A 25,839-nucleotide genomic window follows, 5' to 3' on the forward strand; every position below is an offset into this window, starting at 1 on the left:
TTCTCTTCAACCGTGCGCCAGCGACGTCGGGGCTCAGTGGTCCCAACACCAACTTCAGAACCTGCAACAATGCTCTGCTCCATACAGGCATCGTCTACAGATCCATCACCAGCGTCCAGACGGTCGGGACCAAACGCTTACCCACTTACCAATAACATTGCGATATCTATCGGTCGTAGGATTGGGGGTTGCATAGTTATTGGCAAAGGGATTCGAGGCAGGCGGTGGGGTTGAATTCGGCTTTGGATAGTAAGAGAGCATCTTCAGCGCAACAGGATTGATCCGTGCCGTCGGAATCTTATTCCCAGGGAACGGGTCGCGCACAAGTCGGCCTGTGCCGTCGTCATGAATAGTCAGAGGATCGTAGATGGTCATAGGCGCGTACTTGCTGCCGTCCCACCACGTCAGATTGCTGAAATCTCCGGTAAGCCAGGCTGGATCCGGAACACTTGTGACAAGCGAATTCGGAACCTTCTCGTTCCAGTTCTCATACTGCAAGACAAAGAACGATTTGTTACGGCCATCGTAGACTTTAGGAATAAAGACTGGACCGTCCAGCTCTCCGCCATACTGGTCAAGTTTGTGCTGGGACTTCGCGTATCGATTCGTGTGGTTGACGCTGTTCAGATAGTCATTCTGCCAGGTATTCGCATCCAGCCAGGAGCGACGAGCAAATTCATATATGTCGCCATGCACCCGGTTCGTACCCGACTTCAAAGTCATATCCACGACGCCACCTGAAGCACGGCCATATTGCGCGTCATACGGATTGGTGACGATCTTAAATTCCTGAACGGCATCGACCGGCGGAACATATGCAATCTTCGAGTTGCCGCCGACAGCAGACTCGTTGCTTACGCCGTCAAGCATCATCTCGTTGTTGCCGGAGCCACCACCATTGATGGACAGATTCGCCTGGGTGTCGTCAAAAGGACGCTGCCATTGAATGCTGCCTGTCCAGATAGCGCCTGCATTCAGGATCGAGAGCATTCCAGGATCGCGGCCGTTGAGCGGCAATTCAGTAACACGCGTATTCTCTACGACCTCACCGCGATCCGCTTTCCCGTAGTCGAGAATGGCCCCGTCGGAATTCACGACGACAGACTCAGATACAGCACCCACTGTAAGGGCGAAGTTTAGAGTCGCGGTTTGACCGACCTCCAAAGTGATGTGAGAACGGATCTCCTTTTTGAAGGACGGCGCTTCGACGGATACGTCGTAGACGCCGGGCGTCAGATACGGTACGGCAAAGTCACCCGTAGAGGTGGTCGTAGTTGTGACGTCAGTATTTTTCTCCACGTTATGAACGATGATTTTTGCTTTGGGAAGAACCCCTCCCGTCGAATCAGTCACTCTCCCTGTGAACTGCTGTGCGAAGACAGCTGTCGAGCAGAGAAATAGACACAATAGAAATCGAACGAACTTTCTTTCTACTTTCATCTAATTCCTCATGTAACTGGCCTATGAAAGGCTCATTTCCGGTGTCCGCTCACCAATACCGTTCCTGAGCCCAAGAGATGATACGTTTGGCACACGAAATCTCGTGAACCGCTGATGGAAGAATCGTTTTTTAGTGGTAGACGTGTAATCGATTACACGGCCGCTGCTAAAAAGTCTGCCCCAGCACTTTGAGCTCAGGCCTTATGGCAGCGTTCCCATATCAACGATGGACGAAAGATTAGATTTATAGAAAGTAAATTGTCAATACTGTTTGCTTTCGTTTTAAAGGACATTTGCGACAAATAGCCTAGTAAAGCCAACTATATTGTTGCTTCTTTCGCAAGCCATTCGAGTGGCTAGCCACTGCATCGGCGGCCTGGGATGCTACCCGTGGCAGTCGCTATTTTCTGCTTTCTATTGCTTGCGATCAGTCGTGCTACGGAGACAACGCGCGAGCCTGCGTGTGCGTCCCCATCTCTACTCACCGCTGCACACAGAAATTTCGCCGGAAGCCAGTCACCGCTGAAGAATGACCGGCTCGCTCAGCGAATTTGCCAACTATCTATGCTATTTACTGGACTTTCGTAGCTGCGGCGTTGACAGAAACAGGCGCGGCATCAAGGGATGGCATCTTTCGATCCTTCAGAATCGGAAGACGCCCGGTGCTGTCCCAATCCTGGTGGCCAGCGGGCACCAGTCGCAGCACATAGGAGAACGCCGTTGGATCGGACCACGGCACGTACTTATCCAGCGGGCGAGGGCCGCAACTATTCGACCCTACTCCTAAAGTTGCCACGTCAAGAGTCACAACGGTTGCAACGCTAGGCGGAAGATTGATCGAATATTCCGGTCCATCCAACTCCTCATCGGTGTAAGGCAGGGCCGAGACCTGAAGCAGTTTGCCGTCACTCTGGGCCAGCAACCCTGGCAGCTTGCTGCCGCGGATCGCTGCCCATCGAACATCCCCATGATTCCCGCATTCCATAGGCTTGGAATATGGAGTCAACTGTTCTTTGACGCTGCTCGAATAGAGTCCTACATCGGAACCGCGTTCGCGATCTGGATAGTTCTCCATCGGTCCGCGGCCCAGATAGCTGAATTGATCCAGTCTTTTATCCATCCGCATACGGACGCCGAGGCGGGCGAGCGGAATTCGCTTGCCTTGTGGCACAACGGCATTGTCCACCACGATGGAGCCATCTCCAGAGATGTCGTAGAAAGCCGTGTGCGTAGCGAACCATCCCTCACGGCCCACCTGCTTCACCGTGGCCTCAACACGCACGAGCGACGCACTGACCTGGCTCGCCGTAATCGCGATCACTTGCGGTCGAAGCACATTCAAGCCATACGCCTGCCAATCCTTGGCAGCCCACTGATCGTCGTTACGGTGGGGAGCGCGCCACAGGTATAGCTGCGGCCCTCCATTCGGGACCAGCAGCGGAACACCATCGCGCACCAACTGCGAGATGGCACCTTGTGATCTATCGAAGACTACCTTGAAGCCGTCGCCCTCCACAGTGATCAGCTTTGCATCCTGGATCAGGTGCAGAGGTTTGCCGGGCGCTGGAGTCATCGCGGTAGAAGTCGACTCCACCGGCAATTGGAACTGCGCTGTAGCTACCTCATAACCTGCCTTCGCCCATAGTTCGTCCTTCGCCAGCTTGAAGGAGAGTTGTAGAAAATATTCTCGTCCCGGCCTTGCAACAAACTTCGCAAAAGGAACCGTAACGTCGCGGGTTGTCGCAGGAGCCACGTCGAGTTGGCCAAGTGAGCCATGCTGAATTACGCTGCCATCCTGGCTGAGTGTCCACGACGCGAGGAACTGATTCAGATTGGTGAATGCGTATCGATTGCGAATTTGAAACTTGCCTGCCGCCACGTCCTGCGCGTCAAAGCTCACCCACTGGTAGACGCGTTTCAATTCAGGATAGTGCGGCTTCAGAGTTCTATCAGAGAAGACAACTCCCTTATGAATAAAGTAGTGGTCATTGGGGACCTCGCCGAAGCCTCCGCCGTAGGCTAGAAAGGGATGTTTGGGATCACGCCTGTTCCACAGCCCCTGGTCCTCCCACTCCCAGATGGCGCCGCCCATCAGCTTGGGATATTTATCAAATAGATCGTTATATTCCCCTACTGAGCCCATCGAATTATTCATGGCATGTGCGTATTCGCAGAGGTAGAAGGGCTTGGTTCGATTTGAATCTCGTGCGGCCTTCTCCAGATCCGCCACGTTGGTGTACATGTGGCTCTCAATATCCGCGGGCAACTTCTCTCCACCGCCGAACGGTTCGTAGTGTGTGAGGCGCGTCGAATCCAGTTGCTTGACGGCATTGAGTGCACTTCGAAAGTTGCTCCCGCCGCCGCACTCATTTCCCAGGGACCAGATCACAACCGACGCATGATTCTTGAGGTTTTCAACGTTGGCCACATTGCGATCGACAATCGCTTTTTCAAATCTCGGCTCGTGATCCAGCACGCCATAGTATCCATGGCACTCCACATTCGCCTCGGCGACGAGATAGATGCCGTATTCGTCGGCCAGTTCATACCAACGCGGATCATCTGTATAGTGCGAGGTTCGCACATGATTCGCGTTCACCTGCTTCAGAAGCTCGAGGTCGCGAACCATCCTTTCGTCCGTGACATAGTGGCCAGTATCGGGCCAATTCTCGTGACGATCTGCTCCCTTAAGCTTCACCGGGACGCCGTTGACTATAAACACTGCGTCCTTGATCTCGATCTTGCGAAAGCCGGTGCGGGATGACAGGTATTCAGCTGTGGATTTTCCTTCCTGAAGCTTCAGGACCGTTGTATAGAGGTTTGGTGTCTCCGCCGTCCACTTCTCAGGATTCGTAACTGGTATGGATACAGATACTTCCTTCTCCTCTCCGCCCTTCAGGGCAGGCACGGCAACCATGGCCGCCGCACCGGGGATCGCTTTGCCCGCTTTTGTTGTCAGTTCTACGGTCAACTGGCGCGGAGTTGTGTCTGCGTCGGAGAAGTTGTGGATCTTCGCGGATACCTTGAGCACCGCGTCGCGATATTGGCTGTCCAGTTCCGTCGTTACCGCAAAGTCACGGATATGAACCTGGGGCGCGCTCCAGAGCGTGACATTACGAAAGATACCGCTCAACCGCCACATGTCCTGATCTTCCAGATAGCTGCCAGCGGAATAGCGGTAAACCTCAATGGCGACCATATTCTTCTGGCCAACTTTCACATAAGGAGTAATGTCGAACTCCGCTGGATTGCGGCTATTCACGCTAAATCCGACTTTTTCCCCGTTCACCCACAAAAAGAAGGCCGAGTCGACTCCGGAGAAAGTGAGGAAGATCCGCTGCCCATTCCAAGCCGCGGGAACCTCAAAATCGCGGCGATAACTGCCCACCGGATTGCGTTCTTTGTAGGCTGTGAAATTCTTTGGCGGCTCGCTCATTACGCGCGGCCAATCCTTCTGGAAGGTATAGCCGTTGTTGCGATAAAAAGGTGTCCCATATCCCTCGACCTCCATATTCGAGGGCACAGGAATCGTCTTCCATGTCGAAACGTCAAACGATGTCTTGTAGAAATCCGCCGGCCGCTCTTCTGGCCGCGGAACCCAGTGAAATTTCCACAGACCATTGAGGCTGCGAGCCCAGGTGGAAGCCATACGGTTGGCCTTCACCGCTTCTGCACGATCCGGATAGGGCATCAGGGTCGCGTGATATGGCTGTTTGTTGATCCCCAGCAGCTGTTCGTTTTCAATCTCGGAGGGAACAGACTGTGCGCGCATCCTCGGCGACAAGCCAAAACCAAGCAGAAAGATAACGAGAGAAAAGCGAACAATACTCGTCGATAGACCGCGCTTCATCATCAGAAAGCCCTTCTTTTTCTATGGATCACGGGAACTCCATAGTGTAATCGCTTACAGACTCTTGCTGCTGCGCTCTAACGATTTATTTCCAAAGGCAGCTTTCGCCGGGAATTCCTACGCCGGGATGGCTGATTCGACCAGGAACCGCCTTTACCCCTATTTCGCGATGGAGTAGACTCGCCCATCTGCGACAATGGGTTTTGACATGCAACCTGAGAGTTTAACGATCCTCAAAGACGATATGGTGGCCTTCATTGAAGGCCACGGAATGCGGCGCCTTCCCGGCTTTGTCACGGAAGATATCCCCAGCGTGGAATGGGAAGACAATGGCAATCCCGACAGCTGGAAGGACTTCGTCGAGCTGGCAACCGCTGCCTCCGCCCCATTCCTGACCATGAGCGAAGTGACCCTGGAAAAGGATGATCTGGAGCTGCTCGTCGAGCAGTTACGCGATCAGAACTTTCCCGACGAAGATGCGCCGGAGATTCAGGAAGCACTCCTGCTGGTCAATTGCGTAGGGAAGATCGGCTACGTCCAGCTCGGTTTTGCGCACCAGGGCATCATGTTCCTCCATGAAACTTCAACCCCGTGGTATGAACACTACCAGCAGCTTCTGGAGAAAATGGAAGGGTTCAGCGACATCGTCTTTAATTCCGGCGATGGCGAGGACGAAAACGAAGCTCAGTGAGCAGCGCGAATCTGCCGGCGATAGCCGGAAAACAACGTTGGCTCCTGCCGGAAATCGATGCCGCACGCGCTGCCGAGCTTGCAGCCGCCGCGGCCACGCCGCTTCTGATTGCGGAACTGCTGCTCGATCGCGGAGTTCAAACTGCGGAAGAGGTTCAGCATTTTCTGCATCCGCAACTCGATGATCTGCTGGATCCCTATTCGATGTTCGGAATGGAGGCCGCAGTAAGCCGCGTGCAGGCCGCGATTCGCAATCAAGAACTCATCCTGATCTATGGAGATTACGACGTCGATGGCACCACTGCCGTTGTTTTGCTAAAGACGGCAATCGAGATGCTTGGCGGCAAAGTGCGCTTTCACGTTCCGCATCGCCTTCGCGAGGGCTACGGCATGCAAGGCAGTGTGCTCGAATCGGCCTTCGCGGACGGAGTCCGTCTCGTCATCAGCGTGGATACTGGCATTCGTGCATTCTCCGAGGCAAAGATTGCCGAACGCTTGTGCCTGGACCTGATCGTCACCGATCACCACCTGCCGGAGGCCGCTCAGGAATTGCCCCGCGCTCTGGTCATCCTCAATCCCAATCAGCCGGATTGCGAGTATGCCTGCAAGCACCTCTGTGGCGCCGGTGTTGCATTCAAGCTGTCGCAGGCGCTGCTGGAGGCAGAGAACCGGGAACGCACCCGCGCAAAGATTCTTCCCTCCTTTCTCAAGATGCTTGTCCTCGCCACGGTTGCCGATTCTGTTCCCCTGCTGGGAGAAAACAGGGTTGTCGCCAGCCTTGGCCTGCAACAACTGCAAAGGCCGGTCGGAGCAGGGCTGCGTGCTCTGATGGAGCAGGCCAAACTGGATCCCGCACAACGCCCGCTCACCGCCATTGACATCGCCTTCCGCATCGCACCGCGCATCAATGCTGCGGGCCGCATGGATGTTGCTTCCGATGTGGTGGAGCTCTTCACTACGCGCGATGCCGCACGCGCCTCCGAACTCGCGGCAAAGCTGGAGCAGCTCAACGCTGATCGCAAGCAAAGCGAACTGGCGGCGCTCGAACAGATTGAACAAAGGCTTGCTGAGGATTCCAGTCTGCGCGAAGCGCAATGCATTGTGGTTGACGGCCAGGACTGGCATCGCGGGGTCATCGGTATCCTGGCTTCAAGGGTGGTGGATCGCACCGCGCGGCCAGCCATTGTGATCGCAGTCGAGGACGGACAGGCCTATGGTTCCGGGCGTTCTGTGCCGGGCTTCCACCTGCTGGAGGCAATCGAGAGCTGCGCGGAACTCTTTTCGCGCTTCGGCGGTCACGAGCATGCGGTTGGTTTCTCTTTACCGACAGAGCGCGTTGGCGAACTCCGCGAAAGGCTGGCCATTTATGCCTCGGAACATCTCGAACCCGGCATTCCAGCCAAAACCGTAGAGTGCCACGGCGTTCTTGCGCTCGGCAGTCTTACTTCGGAACTCTACCAGTGGCTGCGCCAATTCGAGCCCTTTGGCATGGGTAATCCAGAGCCAACTTTTCTAGCGCGAAATGTTCGCCTGGCAACCGATCCTCGGGTTATGAAGGAAAAGCACATTCGCCTAACGCTGGAGGATGGTCCCGCAGGCAGGAGCATCTCCGCCGTCGGCTGGAACTGGGCGGAACGTGCAGCCGAGATGGATCTGGCGAGAGGTAGCGTCATCCATATCGCATACCACCTACGCCGCAACGAACACCCCAATTTCGGCGGCCTGGAGCTTGAGATCGTCGGCATGGAACCTGCTGAGGCCTAGAGAACACCTGGCTGCGAATTTCCTGGTCAGAATTTGTAGGTGAGCCCCATCCCGAAGACGGAGCGAGCGTGCAGATTTACACCGGGCATAATTCTGCCGGCCACCTGCCCCACTCCAGCATCAAAGGCGAACCGGGGATTCTCCCGCTGCGTGATGCGCACAGCATAGTCCATCGTTGTGGGAATATCCGCAGCTGGCAGATTCTTCACTCTGCGGGGCTCCTGCGTGAATCCGGCTGCCGGAACCGCAATCAGCCCGTGACCCAGCGGCAACCCGATGCCAAGCCCTCCATAAAATTTGCCTACAAAATCAGGAGAATTACCTCCTACTCCAAAAATGGAGGCGTTTGTCCCCTTATAACCAAAATTCAGGAGAAGGGGAGGTTTGGTCATGCGAAGCGTCCGCGTCGCCACAATATACACATCGCCGTTGTCATAGGACTTTCTGGCGATTGCGCCGCTCACATAGTGAACCCCATTGCGATACACGCCGCCTATCCCGACTGCTGGCACCCATGCATGTCCCTTGGCCGTCTCCGGGATAATGTTCACTTTGCCATGCACGACATTGAATCCGTCATAAAACCAAAGTGGGCTGAAGTAGGGATTTTCACCATTGCTGTGAAAGCTGCGGGTATATCCGGCTTCAACACGATTCGATAGGCCTTCCGTCACCGAGATCGTGTAGACATCCCCGATCACATCTCCTGCGGAGATGAAGTGGAACGCCACCACGGGGTGGGAAAACCGATGGCCCGCATCTGAGGGAACAATGTAAGCAGTGGGCGTAATAAAGCCACCTGTTTGCCCTTCGAGCGTGGTGTTCTGTGCCTGAGACAGCGACCCGCACAGCGCGAAGATTGCGGTAAAAATCAGCGCAACCCGGCAAAGAGAAACTGGACCGCTCGCAAAAAAGGAGGCACGAGTAACAAACAAATTCACCTGGGGCACGGGAAAGCTCCTGGAGTCCTGGAAATGGTCGTCTGAGGATAATCCGATGTGTCGGCTGGGGAAAGCTTTTTTCCGGAGCGCCGGAATCGGAACTGACAGGCAGTCAGTGCGAAGGCCACCGTGAACGATTCGCGAGTCAAGAAATTCTGCACCATCGAAGGGCCCTGCGCTGACATTTTCTATGAACGATTGAATCCCAATTCATCGAAGATTCTTAGCCGCGGAAAGGACTGCTGTCAACCTTGGATAATGCTCCAGCCCGTGGCTGCCAGGACACCTGGCCCAGCCTCCGGTGATACACTCGCGCCATGCCCAGGGGCTTTTTTTTGACATTTGAAGGGCTGGATGGTTCCGGCAAATCCACACAGTTGCGTCTCCTCGTTCGCTGGCTGGAAGCGAGAGGCGAGCCTGTCCTCGTTACCCGCCAACCCGGGGGCACTCGCATTGGAGACCGCATTCGCACCTTGCTGCTGGACAGCAAATCGGAGAGCCCTGCGCCCATGGCGGAGTTGGGCCTGATGTTTGCCGATCGTGCACAGGCGCTCGCTGAGGTGATCCGCCCTGCCCTGAATGTGGGCAACATTGTTGTCTGCGACCGCTTTACCGATTCCACTGAGGCCTACCAGGGCGGTGGCCGTGAATTGGGCAGCGAAATCGTTCTGCGGCTGCACGAAATCATGTGCTGCGGCTTGATGCCCGATCTCACAATCCTTCTTCTACCCGACCTTGCTGCCTCCCTGGCACGAGCTAGACGGCGCAACGAGCGTATGACCGCGAATGGGGCCGACGAGGGACGCTTCGAGCGCGAGGGCCACGCGTTTTACCAGCGTGTCTTTGACAAATATCGTGAGATTGCCGCACGTGAGCCTGTGCGTGTGGTCGTAATCGATGGAGACGCGTCCATTGAAGAAATCCACCAACGTATCGTATCCGTAGTAGCAGCGCGTTTGCGAACCTCCAGCGGCGCTTAGCGGACTTATGGCTGCTACTTTACCCTCCTCTTCGCAGCAAAACTGGATCGTCAGGGAACGCGGGGCCTACCGCTTCCCTCCCGGGCTCAAGCTCAATCTGCCTCTTTATCTAACCCGCCGCTTCTTCCGCCCCGGAAATCCCATCCTGCTCTTTCAGCACCTGGTGGCCACCTATGGAAGGATCGCTCACTACCGCCTGCTCGGGAGCGACATCATCTTCCTCAACGAGCCGGAGTTCATTCGCGAAATTCTGGTGAACCAGCCGCAGAACTTCATCAAGGAGCGCACCCAGCGGCGCATGAAGATCCTGCTTGGCGATGGCCTGATCACCAGTGATGGTGAAATCCACAGACGCCAGCGGAGAATCGCGGCCCCGGCTTTTCATCGCCAGCGGATTCAATCCTACGGAGCCATCATGGTGGATCGCGCGGCGAAGATGCGGGAGCAGTGGCAAGACGGCAGGGAGATCGATATCGCCGCAGAGATGATGCAACTCGCCCTGCAGGTGGTGGCACGCACCCTCTTCGACACCGATGTAACCGACGATGTGCGGCAGATCAACGACGAAGTGAATGTCATCATGGGGCTGTATCACTTCCTCGTCGCTCTGCCGTGGGCCGAGAAGTTGCTCCCCCTTCCGCTGCCCGGCCTCATGCGTTTCCGCAAGGCAAAAGCACGCCTGGACGCGGTGGTGTACCGCATGATCGAGGAGCATCGCAAGCTGGGCGTCGATCGCGGCGATCTGCTCTCCATGCTTCTCAGCTCACGCGATGAAGAATCGGATCACAGCGGGATGACGGACACGCAACTGCGCGACGAAGTCCTCACAATTTTTCTGGCAGGCTACGAGACGGTGGCCAATGCCCTTGCCTGGACATGGCTGCTGCTCGGGCAGAATCCGCAGGCGGAGGCGCGCTTCCACGCGGAACTCGATGAGGTTCTGGGCGACCGCCTTGCCACGATCGACGATCTGCCCCGGCTGCGCTATACGGAGATGGTGCTGGCGGAATCGATGCGACTCTATCCGCCGGCGTGGGCCATGGGCCGTCAGTCAATCCGGGATGTAGAGCTTGGTCCCTATCGGTTCCCCAGCGGAACGTATTTCTTCTTCAGCCAATACATCATGCACCGCAGCCCGGAACACTTTCCTGATCCGTTGCGCTTCGATCCCGAGCGCTTCACAGCGCAACAAAAGTTGGCCCGGCAGAAGTTCACCTACTTCCCCTTCGGAGGAGGAAGCCGTCAATGCATCGGCGAGGCCTTTGCGTGGATGGAAGGAGTCCTGATTCTTGCTACTCTGGGCCAGCAATGGAAACTGAACCTCGTACCGGGTCAGCACATCGAGGTTCAACCGAAGATCACTCTTCGCCCCAGGTCCTCCATCCGCGTCATCCCGGAGCGCCGCCAGAGACGAAGCTGACTTCCGACGCCGGCGAGCCTATAGCCCGTCAGAATCGCTCAGTCCACCTCAACCGCGTCGAAACCCAGACTAAGCAACATGGAATGGATCGTGCTTCGTGCGTTCTGCGTGGCCTTGTCCAAAATTCCATCAGCCAACGCGCTTTCGCGGATCTGCTGCTCCGCTTTCTGGCGAACCTCCGATTCGAGATTCGAATCCGCGGAGACCAGCAGGCCGGTTGTCCGTGAATAGACACGGGTCTGCGCGCTATCCAGCCGGGACGTGAATACCTGCGCAGCAGGCAGGTGTACGTGGATCTTCCGGCCCGTAATCGCCACATCCGAGGGCCTCAGACCGCCGAGGTCGATGCCGGCGACAACCTCTCCATGAGCCACCAGCAGCAGCTTATCCCCCGCAAGAAAATCCGGCAGGATGAGGCTCTCCCGGTCACCCTCGACCACCTTGTCCATGGTATAAACCACGGTTTCCAGGCGTCGGAGCTGCTGAATCTTCTCAACCACGGAGGGCTGCGATCGATACTCCGTCTTGCTCCTGCCCGTGGCGAGGGAGGCAAGGTGATCCCACACTCCCTGCTGCGCATTGTGAGCAAAGACGCCAAGCAGGACCGCACCCAGACCGGCGCCCAGCAGAATCAGGAGGACTGCGGCGACCCATCGAATCCCGGATCGGCCGCGAGTATACGAATTGGAAGTTGCGTCCATCGGTTTGATCAGAATATTCGTGCCTGCGCCACGTTTAGAGCCAACTAGAACCGATCCATCCGATCCTGGCTGGCGATGAAAGACGGGTCCCTGCGCAAATGGAAAGAGGCTGCCCGCACGAGCAGCCTCCAGGAATCATTCGTGAGCCGGGAATCTATGCCTTCGTAAATGCCGCTATGGCGCTTGCTTCATCGTCCTTGATATCGAAGACGGTATACAACTTGGTAATCTGAAGAAGGTCATGCACCTTCTTTGTCAGGTTGAGAAGCTTCAATTCCCCACCCTGGTTGCGGACAGTGGTAAATGCGCTGACAAGCTCGCCGATGCCCGAGCTATCAATGTAGTTGACATCCCCGAGGTTCAGCAGAATGTTCTTAGAACCTTTCGACAGCAGATCGCGGACGACATCCCGTAACTGAACGCTGCCCTCGCCCAGTGTGATACGGCCGCTAAGGTCTAGAATCGTGACTCCGTCTACCTGACGGGTACTGATTTTCATGCTGCTCACGTGGAAATCCTCCTTAAATGCCTGCTTGAGACGTTCCAAGGTGCTTGATCAGGGTCAATTCGGTCCCTGGATGCAGTAGCCTGAAGTGTACCTCATCCATAAAAGAATGAATGAGAAAGATACCGCGACCTGTACCGCGTAGGAGATTTTCCGGCGCCAGCGGGTCGGGGAGGGTCGCCGGGTCTAATCCGCGGCCCTGGTCGCAGATCTTGATGACGAGTGAATGGCCAGTATTCTCGAAGGAAACGGTGATATGTTTTTCGGGATCATAGGAATTGCCGTGCAAAACAGCGTTCACGGCAGCCTCCCGAACAGCCATGGCTACCCGGAAGACTTCATCTTCCTCCAGCCCGGCACTCTTGGCCATCTGTTCCGCGATCTGCTCAACGCGGTTTACGCTGTCCAAAGAAGAGTCGAGAGTGTAGTTGATCCGGCCTGTTTGACTTTCAGTCACTCACTCGTTCCTCAGGCCGGTGGCTTGCGAATCCCTTGATTGCGCCTGGATACGCTTGCCGACTGCCACATGCACGCAGTTTGCTTGGAGCCCTTTGGTTCTGTCAAGTTTAGCGCCTGCCAGCGAAGCGCGGGAAAGTCTTCCTTCCCGCGTTCCAGCCGGGCATCCGGTGAGCAGTGGGCTGGCCATTCGACCTGTCCACTCCGCCCCTGCCCTGAACCTCATTTCCCGCATTTTGTAACTCTGATCACAAAAATATATGGCTCGCAACTCTCCTCGCGGCCACTGGCTGCCTCGCCTGCCGCCTCATCAATATACCTGCGGTTCTGTCGGCAAAGAATCCGCTCCAACACACCCAGCGAACGGCGGTCACCTGCTAGACTGCAACCGGGGCCGATGCGATGCGAGCTAAGCAGACCAATCCGACCAATCTGACCAGCCTGACGGCACTGCTGGGAACCCCCGTGACAGATCGGGATGGTCGCCTGCGCGGTCGCCTGAAGGACATCGCCGTGGAAACCGGTGCGGAGGCAGGCCGGATCGCCGGATTGATTCTTCGAACCGGTGAGGGAGATCGCCTGGTAGAGGTCAAGGACATCCTGCAAACGCCGAGCGGCGCGCTCGAACTCCGCGATGTCGACGCACTTCGCGCCCTGCGTGGCGATGAAAATTTTCTCCGGCTGCAACAGGACATCGTCGACCGTCAGATCGTCGATGTCCATGGCCGAAAGGTGGTTCGCGCAAATGATGTCGACTTGCAGTGGTTCTCGCATGGAGCAACGCCGGCACTGCGGGTCTCCGGAGTGGATGTCGGCCTGGACGGAGCAGTACGCCGACTCCTCAAGGGCCTGGTACCGCGCAGCACATTGGAGTCCTTCTCCAGCCACTTTGCCACCCGCGTTATCCCCTGGGAGCTGGTTGATGTAATTGAAGTTGACCCGGCCCGGCGTGTGAAGCTCAAGATTGAGCACGTCAATATCGCCCAGATGCACCCTTCGGATATCGCCGATATCCTTGAGGATCTGGCCCCGGCGGAACGCAAGGCAGTCTTCACCACGCTCGACGAAGAACTGGCGGCAGAGGCTCTGGAAGAAGTCGATCCTAAGCTGCAGAAGTCGCTCATCGAGTCCCTCGATTCCGGTCACGTAGCCGATATCGTCGAAGAGATGGACCCCGGTGCTGCCGCCGACCTGCTGGGTGAGCTTCCCGACGAAAAGTCCGAGGCCATCCTCAAGGAGATGGAGCCTGAGGAGCGCCAGGAGGTCTCCGAACTGCTCGAGTTCCGCGAGGACTCTGCGGCCGGGCGCATGACGACCGATTACGTGGCGGTTCCTGCGGGAGCCACCGTAGCCGATGCCGTGCAGGCGCTTCGAACCTTTGATGGCGATCCGGACAACGTGGCAGCGGTATATCTCGTTGACGAAAGCAATGTTCTGCAAGGAATCGTACCGCTGGGGCGCCTGGTGGTTGCGCAGCCGGACACACGTCTTGCAGTACTCACCGATCCCAGGATCATCTCCTGCCATGCGGACCTGCCACAGAACCAGGTGGCCGAACTCTTTGATAAATACAACCTGCAGGCCTTACCCGTGCTCGACAGCGCGCAACATCTGGTGGGCGTCATTCAGGCAGATCATGTGATCGCATTTCTGCGGCAGGAAAAATGACCTTTTTAAAACGCTGGAAAGTCAGACTTCTACTCTTCCTCGCGGTGCTGGGCCCCGGCTTCATTACCGCAAATGTAGACAACGATGCTGGCGGCATCCTGACCTACTCTCAGGCAGGTGCGCAGTTCGGTTATACCCTGCTCTGGACGATACTGCCAATCACCCTCGCCCTTATCGTGGTGCAGGAGATGTGCGCCCGCATGGGCGTCGTTACCGGCAAGGGCCTATCCGACCTGATTCGCGAGGAATTCGGCCTTCGCGTGACCTTCATCGTGATGGTGCTGCTGGTTATTGTGAACTTCGGCAATGTCATAGCCGAGTTCTCCGGCATTGCGGGAAGCCTGCAGCTCTTTCATGTCAGCAAGTACCTGTCCGTCCCGGCCTGCGCGGCCCTGGTGTGGTACGTCGTCGTCAAGGGCGACTACAAGAGCACGGAAAAGATCTTTCTCGTCGCCTCGCTTGTCTATATCGCATATATCTTTGCTGGAGTACTCTCTGGACCGAGCTGGCATGAGGCGATCCTCTCGACTGTCAAGCTTCCCCCCAGCACGATGTGGCACGAGCGCACGTATGTCTACATGGTGATTGGCGTCATCGGAACCACCATTGCGCCCTGGATGCAGTTCTACCTGCAGGCATCGATCGTGGAAAAGGGCATCAGTATTCGCAGTTATGCTGCCTGCAGGCTTGATGTCATTGTCGGCAGCTTTTTCACCGATATCGTGGCGTGGTTCATCATCGTTGCATGCGCGGCAACCCTGTTTGTGCATGGTCTGGGCGCAATTCAGGTTCCCGCCGATGCCGCTGAGGCCATGAAGCCCCTGGCGGGACCATACGCCTTCCTGCTCTTTGCCTTTGGGCTCTTCAACGCCTCGCTCTTCGCGGCATCCATCCTTCCCCTCTCCACGGCTTACACGGTCTGCGAAGGGCTGGGACTGGAATCAGGAGTCGACAAAAGCTTCAAGGAAGCTCCCTTCTTCTACTGGCTCTATACGCTGCTGATTGCGGGCGGCGCCGCTATCGTTCTCATCCCGAATTTTCCGATGGTCAAGATCGTCATCTTGTCGCAGGTGCTGAACGGCGTTCTGCTTCCGGTCGTCATCATTCTGATGCTGATGCTGATTAACCGTAAAGACCTGATGGGCGAGCACGTCAATTCCAAATGGTTCAACGCGATTGCCTGGCTCACAGCCATCATCGTCATTGGACTGTCCATCGCCATGCTGTTCACGGCGGCCGGAACCTAAGAATAGGACTTGGAAATTGTTGTCAGCTTAGTGGCGTAGTGGGGCAACAGCACCCATTCTTAGAGAAGCTTTCCAGCCGCCAGATCGCGAATCAAGCTTCGATCCGCCGCTAGAAAGTCATACGAGGGCAGATCCTTCAGCTGGCACCAGCGCAAGTCATGAAAGATTCGGTTCGTCAGCTCGCCCGCAAAATTGCGGACCGCGAAGAACTGAAGATCCACCGCGCCACCGCTGCGGTAAGTATGCCGTAGCTGGATGATGCGTTCGCCAATTGTGGCGTCAATGCCCAGTTCCTCTTCTAGTTCCCGCTTCAGGGCCTGCTCCGGGCTCTCTCCCGCTTCAATCTTTCCGCCGGGGAACTCCCACTTGAGCGCCATTGGCTGGTCGGGGCGCCGCTGGCAGACAAGTACCCGGTCCTCACGCAGGATCAGTGCGGCAACCACCAGGCGAACCTGCTTGTTGCCAACTGCATAGCCGTTATGTGTCTCGTTGTCTTGCACGTCACTATTTTAGACGCTCAACAGATTCTTCCCTAGCCTCGGGGCCTTTCTGTTTTCGTCCAGTGGCACCAGCGCGTTAACCCTTAGAAGCCGACGCGGGGTAAAAGACGGGCCAGCCGCTGCTCGTCGCAACCTGCACCAGTTCCACGCTCGGATTTACCGCGAACGGATGTTTGGCAATTCGCAGCATGGCTACGTCATGGATCGAGTTTCCGAAGACCGCATCAGGATCGGAAATCCCGGCCCTTTCCAGCGCAAGCTGCTTTCCTTCGTCCGTTGGGACATCCATAAGGTCGCTGGTGATGATGCCATCTTTTACCTTTACGCGAGCTGCCAGGATCCGCTCCGGAGGAATCTGAAACACCTTCATTCCCTCTTCGATCACCCAGTTGTTGGTAGAGCTCACAGCCCAGATCGCGGTTCCCAGCGAGCGTAGCCTTTCGACCACGATGCGCATCGTCGGAAAGATGTCGTCTCCGATATGCGTGCGGAAATACTCGGCGGCGGCCCTGCGAATCTCCTCCTCGCGCAGCCCGGCGTAAATCTGCACCATCTCTCCGCACATTTCCAACTCGGAGACCCCGCCGCTGCGGTATAGGCGGTAGCGCGAATCGATCCAGTCGCTGGCATTTCTTGAAACCAGCCCCTGGTCGAGCGACCACACCATGAAGCCGTAGCCTGCGTCGCCGCTCCACAACGTGCCATCACAATCAAAAACCGCCACTGCCGGCTTCATCGCAAGCGTGGTGTCTAGTAATTCCGCATCTGAGAGCTGAACGACCCCTGTATTTTGAACGCTGATCACAACGGTGCTGCTCCTCTTGGCTTCGAGCCGATTTTGGCCCTACCTCCATTGTGAAGGATGAGAAGGCTTTTTGCACGATAACGTGCCATAAATCGGGCTGACGGCAAAATACCCTCTCAGCAATTCCGCTGCGATTCACGGGAACGCAATATTTCCCTACCCGCAACCTTCCGACGATCCCAGCTAAAGCGCAGGCATTCTAATCCGCCAGTTCCCGTAGATGGATCAACTCCGAACTGTTGCCTTCTGGCAGGCTCACACCCAACCCGTGCTGCAGGAGTTCGGCACCAGTGGCCGTTCTGTCTGCCGAGGTGTGGTCTTGAAAGCGGAGGCTGTATCTACGATCCGGACGAAGCCCCTGCAGAACAAAGGAGTGGCGATCCTCATCCGGACCGGACCCGCGAAACGCATATACGACTCCATCTCCCCGCCGCGGGTCGAAATACTCAATGCCATCCCAGTGAACGCCATCCGGCCGCTGAGAGATGTGGTACAGATTTGCATCGCGGATCAATGGCCGCAATTCATTCTTGTAAAGAGCAAACTCCTGCTTGGCGGTGTCATGCTGGGACGGCGTCCAGGCGTTCGTATCCTGCATAATGGTCAACCAACCCATCATCCCGCTGCGCAGCATGTACCGGAAATTTTCGATGGTTGGAGTCGGCCATTTTTGCACATAGTCCTCCAACATGGCCGCCGGCAAAACCTGGCTTGTGTCATAGAAAGCCTGCCGGTTCGACAGCGGATCATAGGAGTCCGTAATGGAAAAATAGTCGCCGTGTGCTGCACTGCCAAAGTCCACCATGCGCCCGCCATCGTTGCAGATCTCCAGCAGCAGTTCAGGATGCTCTCGTCGCAGATGCGAATAGATGTCGTAGTAGGCTCGCACCGCGTGGTAGTTTACGTCGGTCGAGTTCGCTGTATCCGGCATGTTGATGCCGCTGCCATTCACGCTCGACATCGACGGCGGGGCCTGCGCCATATGAGGATGATCGCTGCGGGCACAGTTTTTCGCCACCACATAGCCATCGTGTTCGAGCATATCCAGGCGATACTCGCGCACGATGCGCATGACCTCGCGCTGCGCGTAATCCCGGGCCGCAGGCAAACCGAGATCCGTCGTTCTCCCTACAAATTCATCCGGCTTCCAGTCGGCAGGCGCATCGGCCACCAGCCAGTCTCGAGTCTTTGGATTGTGCACATTCAAAGCTTCGGCTTCAGTGCTGACCCCTGCCTGCGCCCAGTCCACCCAGATGCCAAACTTGAGACCGCTCTTATGAGCCTCCTCCGAAAGAGCAGCAAGGCCATGCGGAAACTTCTTCTCGTCCGGATACCAGTCGCCTACTCCGCGAAACCACCCTGCATCGAGGTGAAACATCTCCAGCCCCAACTCTGCCGAGTCCCGGATCATGCGATGCGATAACTCTTCGTTCACTTGCATTCCGCTGCCCCAACTATTGTTCGTCAGCAACGGATAATGCGGGTCCTGCCATGTCACCGGATTCGTTAGAACCTGCCGCACCCAGGGGCGCAGAACGTTTCCTAATCCGTCGCGACCGCCGCTGAATCCGCCGACAAATACAGTCGGCGCATCAAAGCTCTCGCTTGGCAACAGCCGCGTGCGGAATGGACCGGGATCCGGATTCAAACCCGCCGCTCCCCGGATGAAGTTGCCCTCCCTCTGCAGACTCAACCGCGTACGCCCACTGAACTCCACCCCGACATACCACCCATCCCCGGAACTGCTGGCACGTTCCACCATGAACCAGGGAATGATTTCGGTCTCACCATCTCTCGCATAGGAACTCGATGTTCCCTTCCACCGATAGCCAACCGGAACCGCCAAGTGATGCGTCCCGATCGCAGATGGCTTCCCCGCCCCCTTATCGACGTAGAGATGTTCGAGCGCAACTCCTGGCCCCACGTGCCACTCGAAGCGAAAACTATCCTGCAAGGGAATTTGAATCTCTCGTGTGCTGAGATTTTCTATATGGATGCTGTGCTCAATTGGGCCGCTCGCGGCTGCAGCCTTCCACTCCCACGAAAGACGCAAGTGAGGAGAAGCGGATTCGTACACAAAGACGACGTGCTGAGGATCCGAGTGACTGGCGCCGCGATTGAGCCTCCATTGCAACGGCACAGAGCGGCCATCCATATCCACGAACGCGATCGGGGTTTCGGAAGCTCCATTGATCCATGCTGCGGATCGACCAGTTTTCAAGCTGACAACGCGAGGAGCATGCTCGCCGGCTGCCAGTTGCAAAGTAGTCTGCTGGGTCTGGAGCATCGCAGAAATCTGTCCGAAAGCAGCACCCGCCCAGCCGAGACAAACGATCCATAAGCAACACCTAATTACTCGTCGATACATACCCGTCCCTCGGAGTCAAACATTGAACGGGTCGGCCCTTCGAAAACAACAAAGAATTTGCTTTCACCGCTCCCCGTCGATACTAATAGATCTGTCCCGGCCGTCGGGGAGGCTTTGCCACAATCCGCACACTGAGCTGCGTCAAGGAAGGATTTGTAGATGAAGCTGATTCGCTTTGGCAATTTGAATGAGGAGCGCCCGGGCTTGCTCACCGACGACGGCAGGCGGATCGATCTCTCTGGACACTTCGAAGACTGGAATCCGACGTTTTTTCGGCGAAGAGGTTTGGCCGCACTCTCGGACCTGCTGGCTCAGACGGACCCGTCTCAATTTGCCGTCGTGGACGAAGCCGTGCGCCACGGCTCTCCTGTCGCTCGTCCCGGAAAGGTGATCTGCGTCGGTCTGAATTACTCAGACCACGCAGCCGAGGCTGGAATGGCCCTGCCCAAAGAACCCATTCTTTTCATGAAGGGCTCGAATACCGTGGTCGGCCCCTACGACAACATACTGATTCCCCGGCGCAGCACCAAGACAGACTGGGAGGTCGAGCTGGGCATAATCATCGGGAAGGATGCACGGTACTTGAACAGCGTCGTTGAAGCGCCAGACTATATCGCTGGTTATTGTGTGTCGCACGACGTCTCTGAGCGGGAATTTCAATTAGAGCGCGGAGGCCAATGGACGAAGGGCAAGAGCTGCGATACCTTCAATCCGCTGGGGCCCGCACTGATCACTCCCGAAGAGATTCCCGATGTGCGATCCCTGGCGATGTCGCTTTCGGTCAATGGAGAAAGACGGCAGAGCGGAAATACCGGCACAATGATCTTTGATGTATACACGCTGGTCTATTACATCTCACAATTTATGACTCTTGAGGCCGGCGATCTGATTTCGACTGGCACGCCGCCAGGTGTAGGGATGGGCATGAAGCCACCACAATTTCTCAAAGCTGGCGACATAGTCGAACTCTCCATCGATGGCCTTGGCTCACAAAGGCAGGTCTGCATGGCGGAGCCTCTCAGCTAAGCGACCGCACCTCCCGTCAGCAGCAGCTCCCCTGCAGCACTCGGGCTGATCGTTTTCTTCCCGCCCAATCTCGTATCTTTCCTATACAATTGCTCCCGGAAAACGTTTCCCACGGAGGATCGCGTCTATGTCCTGGCAGCATGCCCTCTCTCGATCTGCTGTCCTGCTATGCCTGCCGCTCGCTGCGGCGCTCTATGCTCAACAGGTTCCCGCCTCCCAGAATACGGCTCTGCTGGAAGTCCATCTGCAAAAGCCCACCGCCAAAGTCAGCCCCATGCTCTATGGCCTGATGACAGAGGAGATCAACTACTCCTACGATGGCGGCCTCTACGGGGAATTGGTCAGCAACCGCTCTCTAAGCGAGAAGAGTTGGATGGGACCACCGCACTGGCTTGTCGTACAAAAGGGAGATTCCCTGGCATCGATCGAACTGGACAAAGCGAACGGCCCCAGTGCGGCTCTCACCAACAGCTTGAAGCTCATTGTTCGTAAAGCGGATGCCGGGAACCCCGCAGGCGTTGAAAATGACGGCTTCTGGGGATTTCCTGTCCGAGCGCGCACAACCTTCCAGGGATCCCTTTACGCCAAGGCCGACAGTGCCTCCGTGGGTTCCATTACCGTGAGCCTGGTCAGCAACGACACGGGCCGCGTGGCCGCATCTGCCGTCGTGCCCGCGCCTGCAAGCGAGTGGAAGAAGTACGATTTTGAACTTAAGACTGGTGAGGTGGCTACCTCTTCCGCCTACCATCTCCTGCTTTCTGTGGAGCACCCCGGCAGCGTCTGGTTCGATCTTGTTTCGCTCTTCCCTCCGACGTATCACAATCGCCAGAATGGCAATCGCATCGACCTGATGGAAAAGATGGCGGCCATGAAGCCAACCTTCCTGCGCCTTCCTGGCGGGAATTATCTTGAAGGCAACCACATCTCTGAGCGGTATGACTGGAAGAAGACCATCGGCCCGCTGGTCGACCGTCCAACTCACCCAAGCCCCTGGAACTACCATTCTTCGGATGGAATGGGTCTGCTGGAATTTCTTGAGTGGTGCGAAGACCTTCGCATCCAACCTGTGCTGGCGGTGTACGCCGGTTACTCGCTCATGGGCGAGCATGTCAATCCCGGAACTGACCTTCAACCGTACGTACAGGATGCGCTCGACGAAATCGAATACGTCACGGGTAGCACCAGCACCACGTGGGGAGCCGTCCGAGCAAAGAATGGTCATCCTCAACCGTTCCCTCTTACCTATGTAGAGATCGGAAATGAAGACTGGTTTGATAAGTCTGGCAGCTACGATGAGCGCTACGCACAATTCTACAAAGCCATCAAAAAGCAATACCCCAGCCTGCAATTGATCGCGACCACTCCCGTCAAGGGCATCACTCCGGACGTGATCGATGACCACTATTACAAGCACGCTGTCGAGTTCTACGACGACGTGCACCACTATGACAAAACCGACCGCAACGGACCCAAGATCTTTGTTGGCGAGTGGGCAACGCGCGAAGGTTCTCCCACGCCCAACTTTGGCGCTGCTCTTGGCGACGCTGCGTGGATGACCGGCATGGAACGGAACAGCGACATCATCGTCATGGCTAGCTATGCGCCCCTGCTGGTCAACGTCAACCCGGGTGGCATGCAGTGGGAATCCGACCTCATCGGCTATGATGCGCTCACCAGCTACGGCTCGCCGAGTTACTATGCGCAGGTCATGTTCGGCAGTCACATTGGAACCGAGGTTCTCGACTCCAGGCTTGACGGTGCCGGACCACGCATCTTCTATTCCGTAACCCATGATCCGGCCAGGGGATTGTTGATCCTGAAGCTAGTCAATGGGTCGTCAATACCTCAGCCGCTTGAGATCAAGCTGGCCGGAGCGACGCAGGTAAAGCCCACTGCAACCCTCGTGAGTTTGAGCGCACACACCACGGAGGAGACAAATTCCATCTCCGACCCAACGCGGATTGTTCCGATCCAAAGCACCCTCAAAACAGCCGGGGCAGACTTCCATCACGTCATTCCGGGCTACTCCATCCAGGTACTGGAATTGTCGGTGAAATAGCTTCTCCGTAGCATCCGGTTTGTTGCTGACTGGCACAAATCCACGGCTCTCTCAGCGGGATTGTGCCGGTCAGTCGCGACGGCTACATCTGTAACGAAGGTATCTGTTGCAGATCGCGCGCGGCCTGCAGCACACTATCCGGCCTGCCAAGATCGCGCCAATAATATTCATTGGCGTCAAACGCAAGAATCTTTTCCCCCTCTCCTGCCAAGTGCAGGTACGTCGAAATGATGGAGAAGATTCCCTCGTCCATTCTCGAAAAAATGCGCGGCGAGAGAATATGAACCCCAGAGAACGCGCGCGCCTGTGTCCGCTGCGCCCGTCGAACCAGCTCCGTCGTCCCGTCCCGCCCCGATCGCCGGCCGCAAAGCCGCATCTGTTCATCGAATAGCAGGTAGCGGGAGGTCTCACGATCCTGTACCGCCAGCGTGGCCAGCGCATCCGCTTCCTTGTGAAATTGCGTCATCCGCTGCAGATCAATCGTGCTCAAGACGTCTACATTATGCAATAGGAATGGCCGCCCGGCATCTTTCGAATCCTCAAGAAAAAAACCTGCAGCTCTTTTCAAGCCGCCGCCAGTATCCAGCAGAGTCTCTTCGCGGGAGATTTCGATCCGCATGCCGAAGTTCTTATTCTTTTCGAGATACTCGACAATCATGTCAGCGAAGTAATGCACATTTACGATCACCTCGCGAACTCCAAACTCGCGCAGGCGAAGCAGCGTAATCTCCAGCATGGTTCGTCCAGCAACTTCCACCAGCGCCTTGGGACGGGAATCCGTGAGAGGCCGCAAGCGCGTGCCCAGACCAGCAGCAAGAATCATTGCTTTCATCTCGGCCAGTTCTCCTGTTCACGATGCTGCAAAAGTACCTCCACCCCGCTGCTACCCTGCAAATGCTTCGCCAGCCGTTCTGCCAGATAAACGGATCGATGCTGCCCGCCGGTGCAACCGAACGAGACCATAAGATTCTTGAAGCCGCGGCGCTGATAATTGCTTACGCTGGCGTCTACCAATGAAAAAGCATGATCGAGATACTGGTGCACGCTTTCCTGCTCATTCAAGTAGTCGATGACCGCTGAGTCTCTGCCAGTCAACTTCTTAAAACGTGCCTCACGGCCAGGATTCGGGAGACTCCGCGCATCGAATACGAATCCCCCTCCATGTCCCGTATCATCCTTTGGCAAGCCACGGTGAAAGGAGAAGCTGAAAATCCGTACCGTAATACTTGCTGCCGGAGTGGCCAGATCCTGCAATTTCTCCGATGCCAGCATGCCCCTGAAAGCTGCCATCAGCGCCGGAAGAGCGATCGGGAGTTGCACATAGTCGAGCAGCCAGCGCAGATTGTTGAGCGCATACGGAACGCTCTGCAAAAAATGAGATTTGCGCTCATAGAAGCCACGAAATCCATAGGCACCCAGCGCCTGCATGATTCGCACGTAGACGTAGGCATAGTAGTACCGCATGAACTTTTCGCGATCCAGATCAAGAAAACCAGATAACGTATCCAGGTAGTGATCGAGTAATTGCTGTCGAAGGGCTGGTGGCAAATCCGCTTTGGCGTCATAGAGCAGAGATGCAATGTCATACTGCAAAGCTCCGCGACGCCCCCCTTGATAATCCACAAAGAACGGAGACCCGTCTCGCAGCATCACATTGCGCGACTGGAAATCGCGATAGAGAAAGTAGTCGTGATCCGCGCTTAACAGGAACTTCGTTAAGCGGCTGAAGTCATCTTCCAGCGCTTGCTCATTGAAGGCGATGCCTGCGAGCCGTAGGAAGTAATACTTGAAGTAGTTCAAATCCCAGGCGATCGACTGGCGATCGAAGCTGGCTCGCGGATAGCATACCTTGTAATTCAGATCGCGCCCTGCCTCGACTTGAAAGCGCGGCAAAACCTCCACAACCCTGCGATAGGCTTCTACGGCCTCCGGAGCAATGATTTCGCCGTTGCGGTTCCGCGATAAAAACTCAAATAAAGTGGTGTCCCCCAGGTCTTCTTCGAGGTACGCGCCCTGGCTCAGATCCTCGATATAAATCTCCGGCACGGGCAAACCATAGCGGCGAAAGTGTCTGGAAAACTCAAGAAAGGCAACGTTCTCTTCCCTTACGTCATACAGAACTCCGATAGCACTGACAGAGCCATTCTTGAGCCGGATGATCTTCCGCCCCGAACCGCCGAGTTGCCCCTGCAGCGGTTGTACCTGCTCCACCGGCAGGGTGAAATGCTTCTCGAAAAGCCTTTTCAGAACATCCATAAAATATGAGTTTCCAGCGAATCGGAGGAATGAACTACCCGCGGATCCTTGAATGGAGATGCACGCAGGCACTGCAGAGGGGGGTGACCCTCTTTACAATATGCCTTCGTAGCTCATCCAAAGTGTAGCGCAAACTTCTTTGCAGCCGGGAGCCTGCCTAAGACAGCCTTTCCTGCAATTGAAAGATCCCTGATGCTTGCATATCCTTGCTAAGTAATTAGAAGCAGTTGGTTGATACTTCCACTGCCACTCGATATCGTCAACGTGGGGTCTTGAAAATGCAGTTCTCCTGGCGTCTGGGATTACGCTTAGTTCTGGTGGCCATCGCGGCAGCATTGCTTTGGGTTCGGTTCAGCTCGCCTCGCCACCCCAAGATTCCCGCGGTCAAACCGCCTACAGATCTGTCTCTCACCATGCCTCTTAACGAGCCTGGAGGCGGCGAAGCCCCCGCTGACTCCTATGAGGTCTATTCCGATCTCTATAAGGCCCCTATGGATGAACCGTTAGCATTCGCGGATGAGTCTTGGACGGATATTCCACAGGTGGACGGAACCTGCCTGAAACCAACGACCCCTGCGGAACACGAGATGGTGGACGGTTTCGATGCGGGCAATCGCCAGAGGCATCACTGGGAACAAAAATTCTCCATTCCCCAGGGCTATCAGCTACTACCCCAGCGCGAAGTATCTGTGGCCCAGCAATGTTTAGCAGCGCATTCGAGCGATGCGCAATGCGAGAAATACAAGACGCTCCGCTACGTGCGCCTGCTGGGAATTCCCGCATTCGACCACACCCACACCCGTGCGCTGGTCTCTGTAGCAAAGAGCTGTGGCGTCCACTGCGGAAGCGGCGGAGTCTTCGCGGTCGAGAAAGTCAATGGAAAATGGCAGCGATCCGAAACGACAGATTTTATTCGCGACTGCAGTTGGATGTATTAGCAATAAGCTGAAACAGGCTAGCCGAGTACCGAATCGAACGACAACACTGGTCGCACCAAACCATGCCTATACATGGATGGTCGGAGATGAAGTGAAGATCAAAATCGATGTAGAGGCTGTCCGCGCATAGTTTTCAATAGCAAGGGCTCAACTCGCAAGCAGCGCACATGGCCGCCGCTTGTAACCGTATGCTCGCACGGAAGCGCCAAACCTTCCTTGTCAGCG

The 25,839-nt window shown here is 56.2% G+C and carries 20 protein-coding genes; 9 read left to right on the top strand and 11 right to left on the bottom strand.

The window, feature by feature from the left end; translation table 11 throughout:
- Window positions 1–105 precede the first annotated feature (105 nt).
- On the bottom strand, window positions 106–1,353 hold the full coding sequence (locus VM554_11665; GenBank protein ID HVJ09030.1) for a carboxypeptidase regulatory-like domain-containing protein: 1,248 nt from the start codon (window positions 1,351–1,353) through the stop codon (window positions 106–108).
- A 658-nt stretch (window positions 1,354–2,011) separates the two neighbouring features.
- Window positions 2,012–5,293, bottom strand: a complete 3,282-nt coding sequence (locus VM554_11670) for a glycoside hydrolase family 2 TIM barrel-domain containing protein (GenBank protein HVJ09031.1) — start codon at window positions 5,291–5,293, stop codon at window positions 2,012–2,014.
- A gap of 205 nt (window positions 5,294–5,498) precedes the next feature.
- Between VM554_11670 and VM554_11675 the strand changes: the two genes are divergently transcribed.
- Together VM554_11675 and recJ are read left to right on the top strand one after the other, a co-directional pair.
- Window positions 5,499–5,981, top strand: a complete 483-nt coding sequence (locus VM554_11675; protein HVJ09032.1) for a hypothetical protein — start codon at window positions 5,499–5,501, stop codon at window positions 5,979–5,981.
- The gene (gene recJ, locus VM554_11680) at window positions 5,978–7,744 is read left to right on the top strand and encodes a single-stranded-DNA-specific exonuclease RecJ (GenBank protein HVJ09033.1); all 1,767 of its coding nucleotides are present in this window, start codon (window positions 5,978–5,980) and stop codon (window positions 7,742–7,744) included. Before VM554_11675 ends, recJ begins: the two co-directional genes overlap by 4 nt.
- 26 nt (window positions 7,745–7,770) lie before the next feature.
- Here the strand turns inward: recJ and VM554_11685 are convergent, their stop codons facing one another.
- On the bottom strand, window positions 7,771–8,694 hold the full coding sequence (locus VM554_11685; protein ID HVJ09034.1) for a DUF3034 family protein: 924 nt from the start codon (window positions 8,692–8,694) through the stop codon (window positions 7,771–7,773).
- 308 nt (window positions 8,695–9,002) lie between these two features.
- Here VM554_11685 and tmk point away from each other — a divergent pair, with 308 nt between their 5' ends.
- Both tmk and VM554_11695 read left to right on the top strand, forming a co-directional pair.
- A complete protein-coding gene (gene tmk / locus VM554_11690; GenBank protein ID HVJ09035.1) occupies window positions 9,003–9,665 on the top strand; it encodes a dTMP kinase in 663 nt (220 codons plus the stop codon).
- A gap of 7 nt (window positions 9,666–9,672) precedes the next feature.
- A complete protein-coding gene (locus VM554_11695) occupies window positions 9,673–11,085 on the top strand; it encodes a cytochrome P450 (protein ID HVJ09036.1) in 1,413 nt (470 codons plus the stop codon).
- A gap of 38 nt (window positions 11,086–11,123) precedes the next feature.
- Here VM554_11695 and VM554_11700 read toward each other — a convergent pair whose 3' ends face one another.
- The 3 genes from VM554_11700 to VM554_11710 all read right to left on the bottom strand — a co-directional run bounded on the left by VM554_11700 (window position 11,124) and on the right by VM554_11710 (window position 12,748).
- The gene (locus VM554_11700) at window positions 11,124–11,786 is read right to left on the bottom strand and encodes a DUF4230 domain-containing protein (GenBank protein HVJ09037.1); all 663 of its coding nucleotides are present in this window, start codon (window positions 11,784–11,786) and stop codon (window positions 11,124–11,126) included.
- 154 nt (window positions 11,787–11,940) lie between these two features.
- Complete coding sequence (locus VM554_11705) at window positions 11,941–12,285, bottom strand: STAS domain-containing protein (protein ID HVJ09038.1); 345 nt, start codon at window positions 12,283–12,285, stop codon at window positions 11,941–11,943.
- 22 nt (window positions 12,286–12,307) lie between these two features.
- Window positions 12,308–12,748 carry an ATP-binding protein gene (locus tag VM554_11710; GenBank protein HVJ09039.1) on the bottom strand — a complete coding sequence of 147 codons (441 nt, stop codon included), beginning with the start codon at window positions 12,746–12,748 and terminating at the stop codon, window positions 12,308–12,310.
- A 401-nt stretch (window positions 12,749–13,149) separates the two neighbouring features.
- Here VM554_11710 and VM554_11715 point away from each other — a divergent pair, with 401 nt between their 5' ends.
- Window positions 13,150–14,415: a CBS domain-containing protein gene (locus VM554_11715; protein ID HVJ09040.1), complete on the top strand. Its 1,266-nt coding sequence runs from the start codon at window positions 13,150–13,152 to the stop codon at window positions 14,413–14,415.
- Window positions 14,412–15,662, top strand: a complete 1,251-nt coding sequence (locus tag VM554_11720) for an Nramp family divalent metal transporter (GenBank protein HVJ09041.1) — start codon at window positions 14,412–14,414, stop codon at window positions 15,660–15,662. Before VM554_11715 ends, VM554_11720 begins: the two co-directional genes overlap by 4 nt.
- Window positions 15,663–15,721: 59 nt before the next feature.
- Here VM554_11720 and VM554_11725 read toward each other — a convergent pair whose 3' ends face one another.
- The 3 genes from VM554_11725 to VM554_11735 form a co-directional block, all read right to left on the bottom strand.
- A complete protein-coding gene (locus VM554_11725; protein HVJ09042.1) occupies window positions 15,722–16,162 on the bottom strand; it encodes a (deoxy)nucleoside triphosphate pyrophosphohydrolase in 441 nt (146 codons plus the stop codon).
- 76 nt (window positions 16,163–16,238) lie between these two features.
- A complete protein-coding gene (locus VM554_11730) occupies window positions 16,239–16,967 on the bottom strand; it encodes a haloacid dehalogenase-like hydrolase (GenBank protein HVJ09043.1) in 729 nt (242 codons plus the stop codon).
- A gap of 199 nt (window positions 16,968–17,166) precedes the next feature.
- Window positions 17,167–19,254 (bottom strand): alpha-galactosidase, encoded by a 2,088-nt coding sequence (locus VM554_11735; GenBank protein ID HVJ09044.1) that lies wholly within the window; start codon window positions 19,252–19,254, stop codon window positions 17,167–17,169.
- Between the two features lie 240 nt (window positions 19,255–19,494).
- On the opposite strand from VM554_11735, the gene VM554_11740 reads away from it, so the two are divergent.
- Both VM554_11740 and VM554_11745 read left to right on the top strand, forming a co-directional pair.
- Window positions 19,495–20,361, top strand: a complete 867-nt coding sequence (locus tag VM554_11740) for a fumarylacetoacetate hydrolase family protein (GenBank protein ID HVJ09045.1) — start codon at window positions 19,495–19,497, stop codon at window positions 20,359–20,361.
- Between the two features lie 127 nt (window positions 20,362–20,488).
- On the top strand, window positions 20,489–22,420 hold the full coding sequence (locus VM554_11745; GenBank protein ID HVJ09046.1) for an alpha-L-arabinofuranosidase C-terminal domain-containing protein: 1,932 nt from the start codon (window positions 20,489–20,491) through the stop codon (window positions 22,418–22,420).
- Between the two features lie 82 nt (window positions 22,421–22,502).
- On the opposite strand, the gene VM554_11750 is transcribed toward VM554_11745, so the two are convergent.
- Together VM554_11750 and VM554_11755 are read right to left on the bottom strand one after the other, a co-directional pair.
- Window positions 22,503–23,252: a nucleotidyltransferase family protein gene (locus VM554_11750; GenBank protein ID HVJ09047.1), complete on the bottom strand. Its 750-nt coding sequence runs from the start codon at window positions 23,250–23,252 to the stop codon at window positions 22,503–22,505.
- The gene (locus VM554_11755; protein ID HVJ09048.1) at window positions 23,249–24,676 is read right to left on the bottom strand and encodes an RNase adapter RapZ; all 1,428 of its coding nucleotides are present in this window, start codon (window positions 24,674–24,676) and stop codon (window positions 23,249–23,251) included. Before VM554_11755 ends, VM554_11750 begins: the two co-directional genes overlap by 4 nt.
- 278 nt (window positions 24,677–24,954) lie before the next feature.
- Between VM554_11755 and VM554_11760 the strand changes: the two genes are divergently transcribed.
- Window positions 24,955–25,614, top strand: a complete 660-nt coding sequence (locus VM554_11760; protein HVJ09049.1) for a hypothetical protein — start codon at window positions 24,955–24,957, stop codon at window positions 25,612–25,614.
- Window positions 25,615–25,839: the final 225 nt, after the last annotated feature.

It is taken from the genome of Acidisarcina sp. (assembly GCA_035539175.1).
GTDB lineage: Bacteria > Acidobacteriota > Terriglobia > Terriglobales > Acidobacteriaceae > JANXZS01.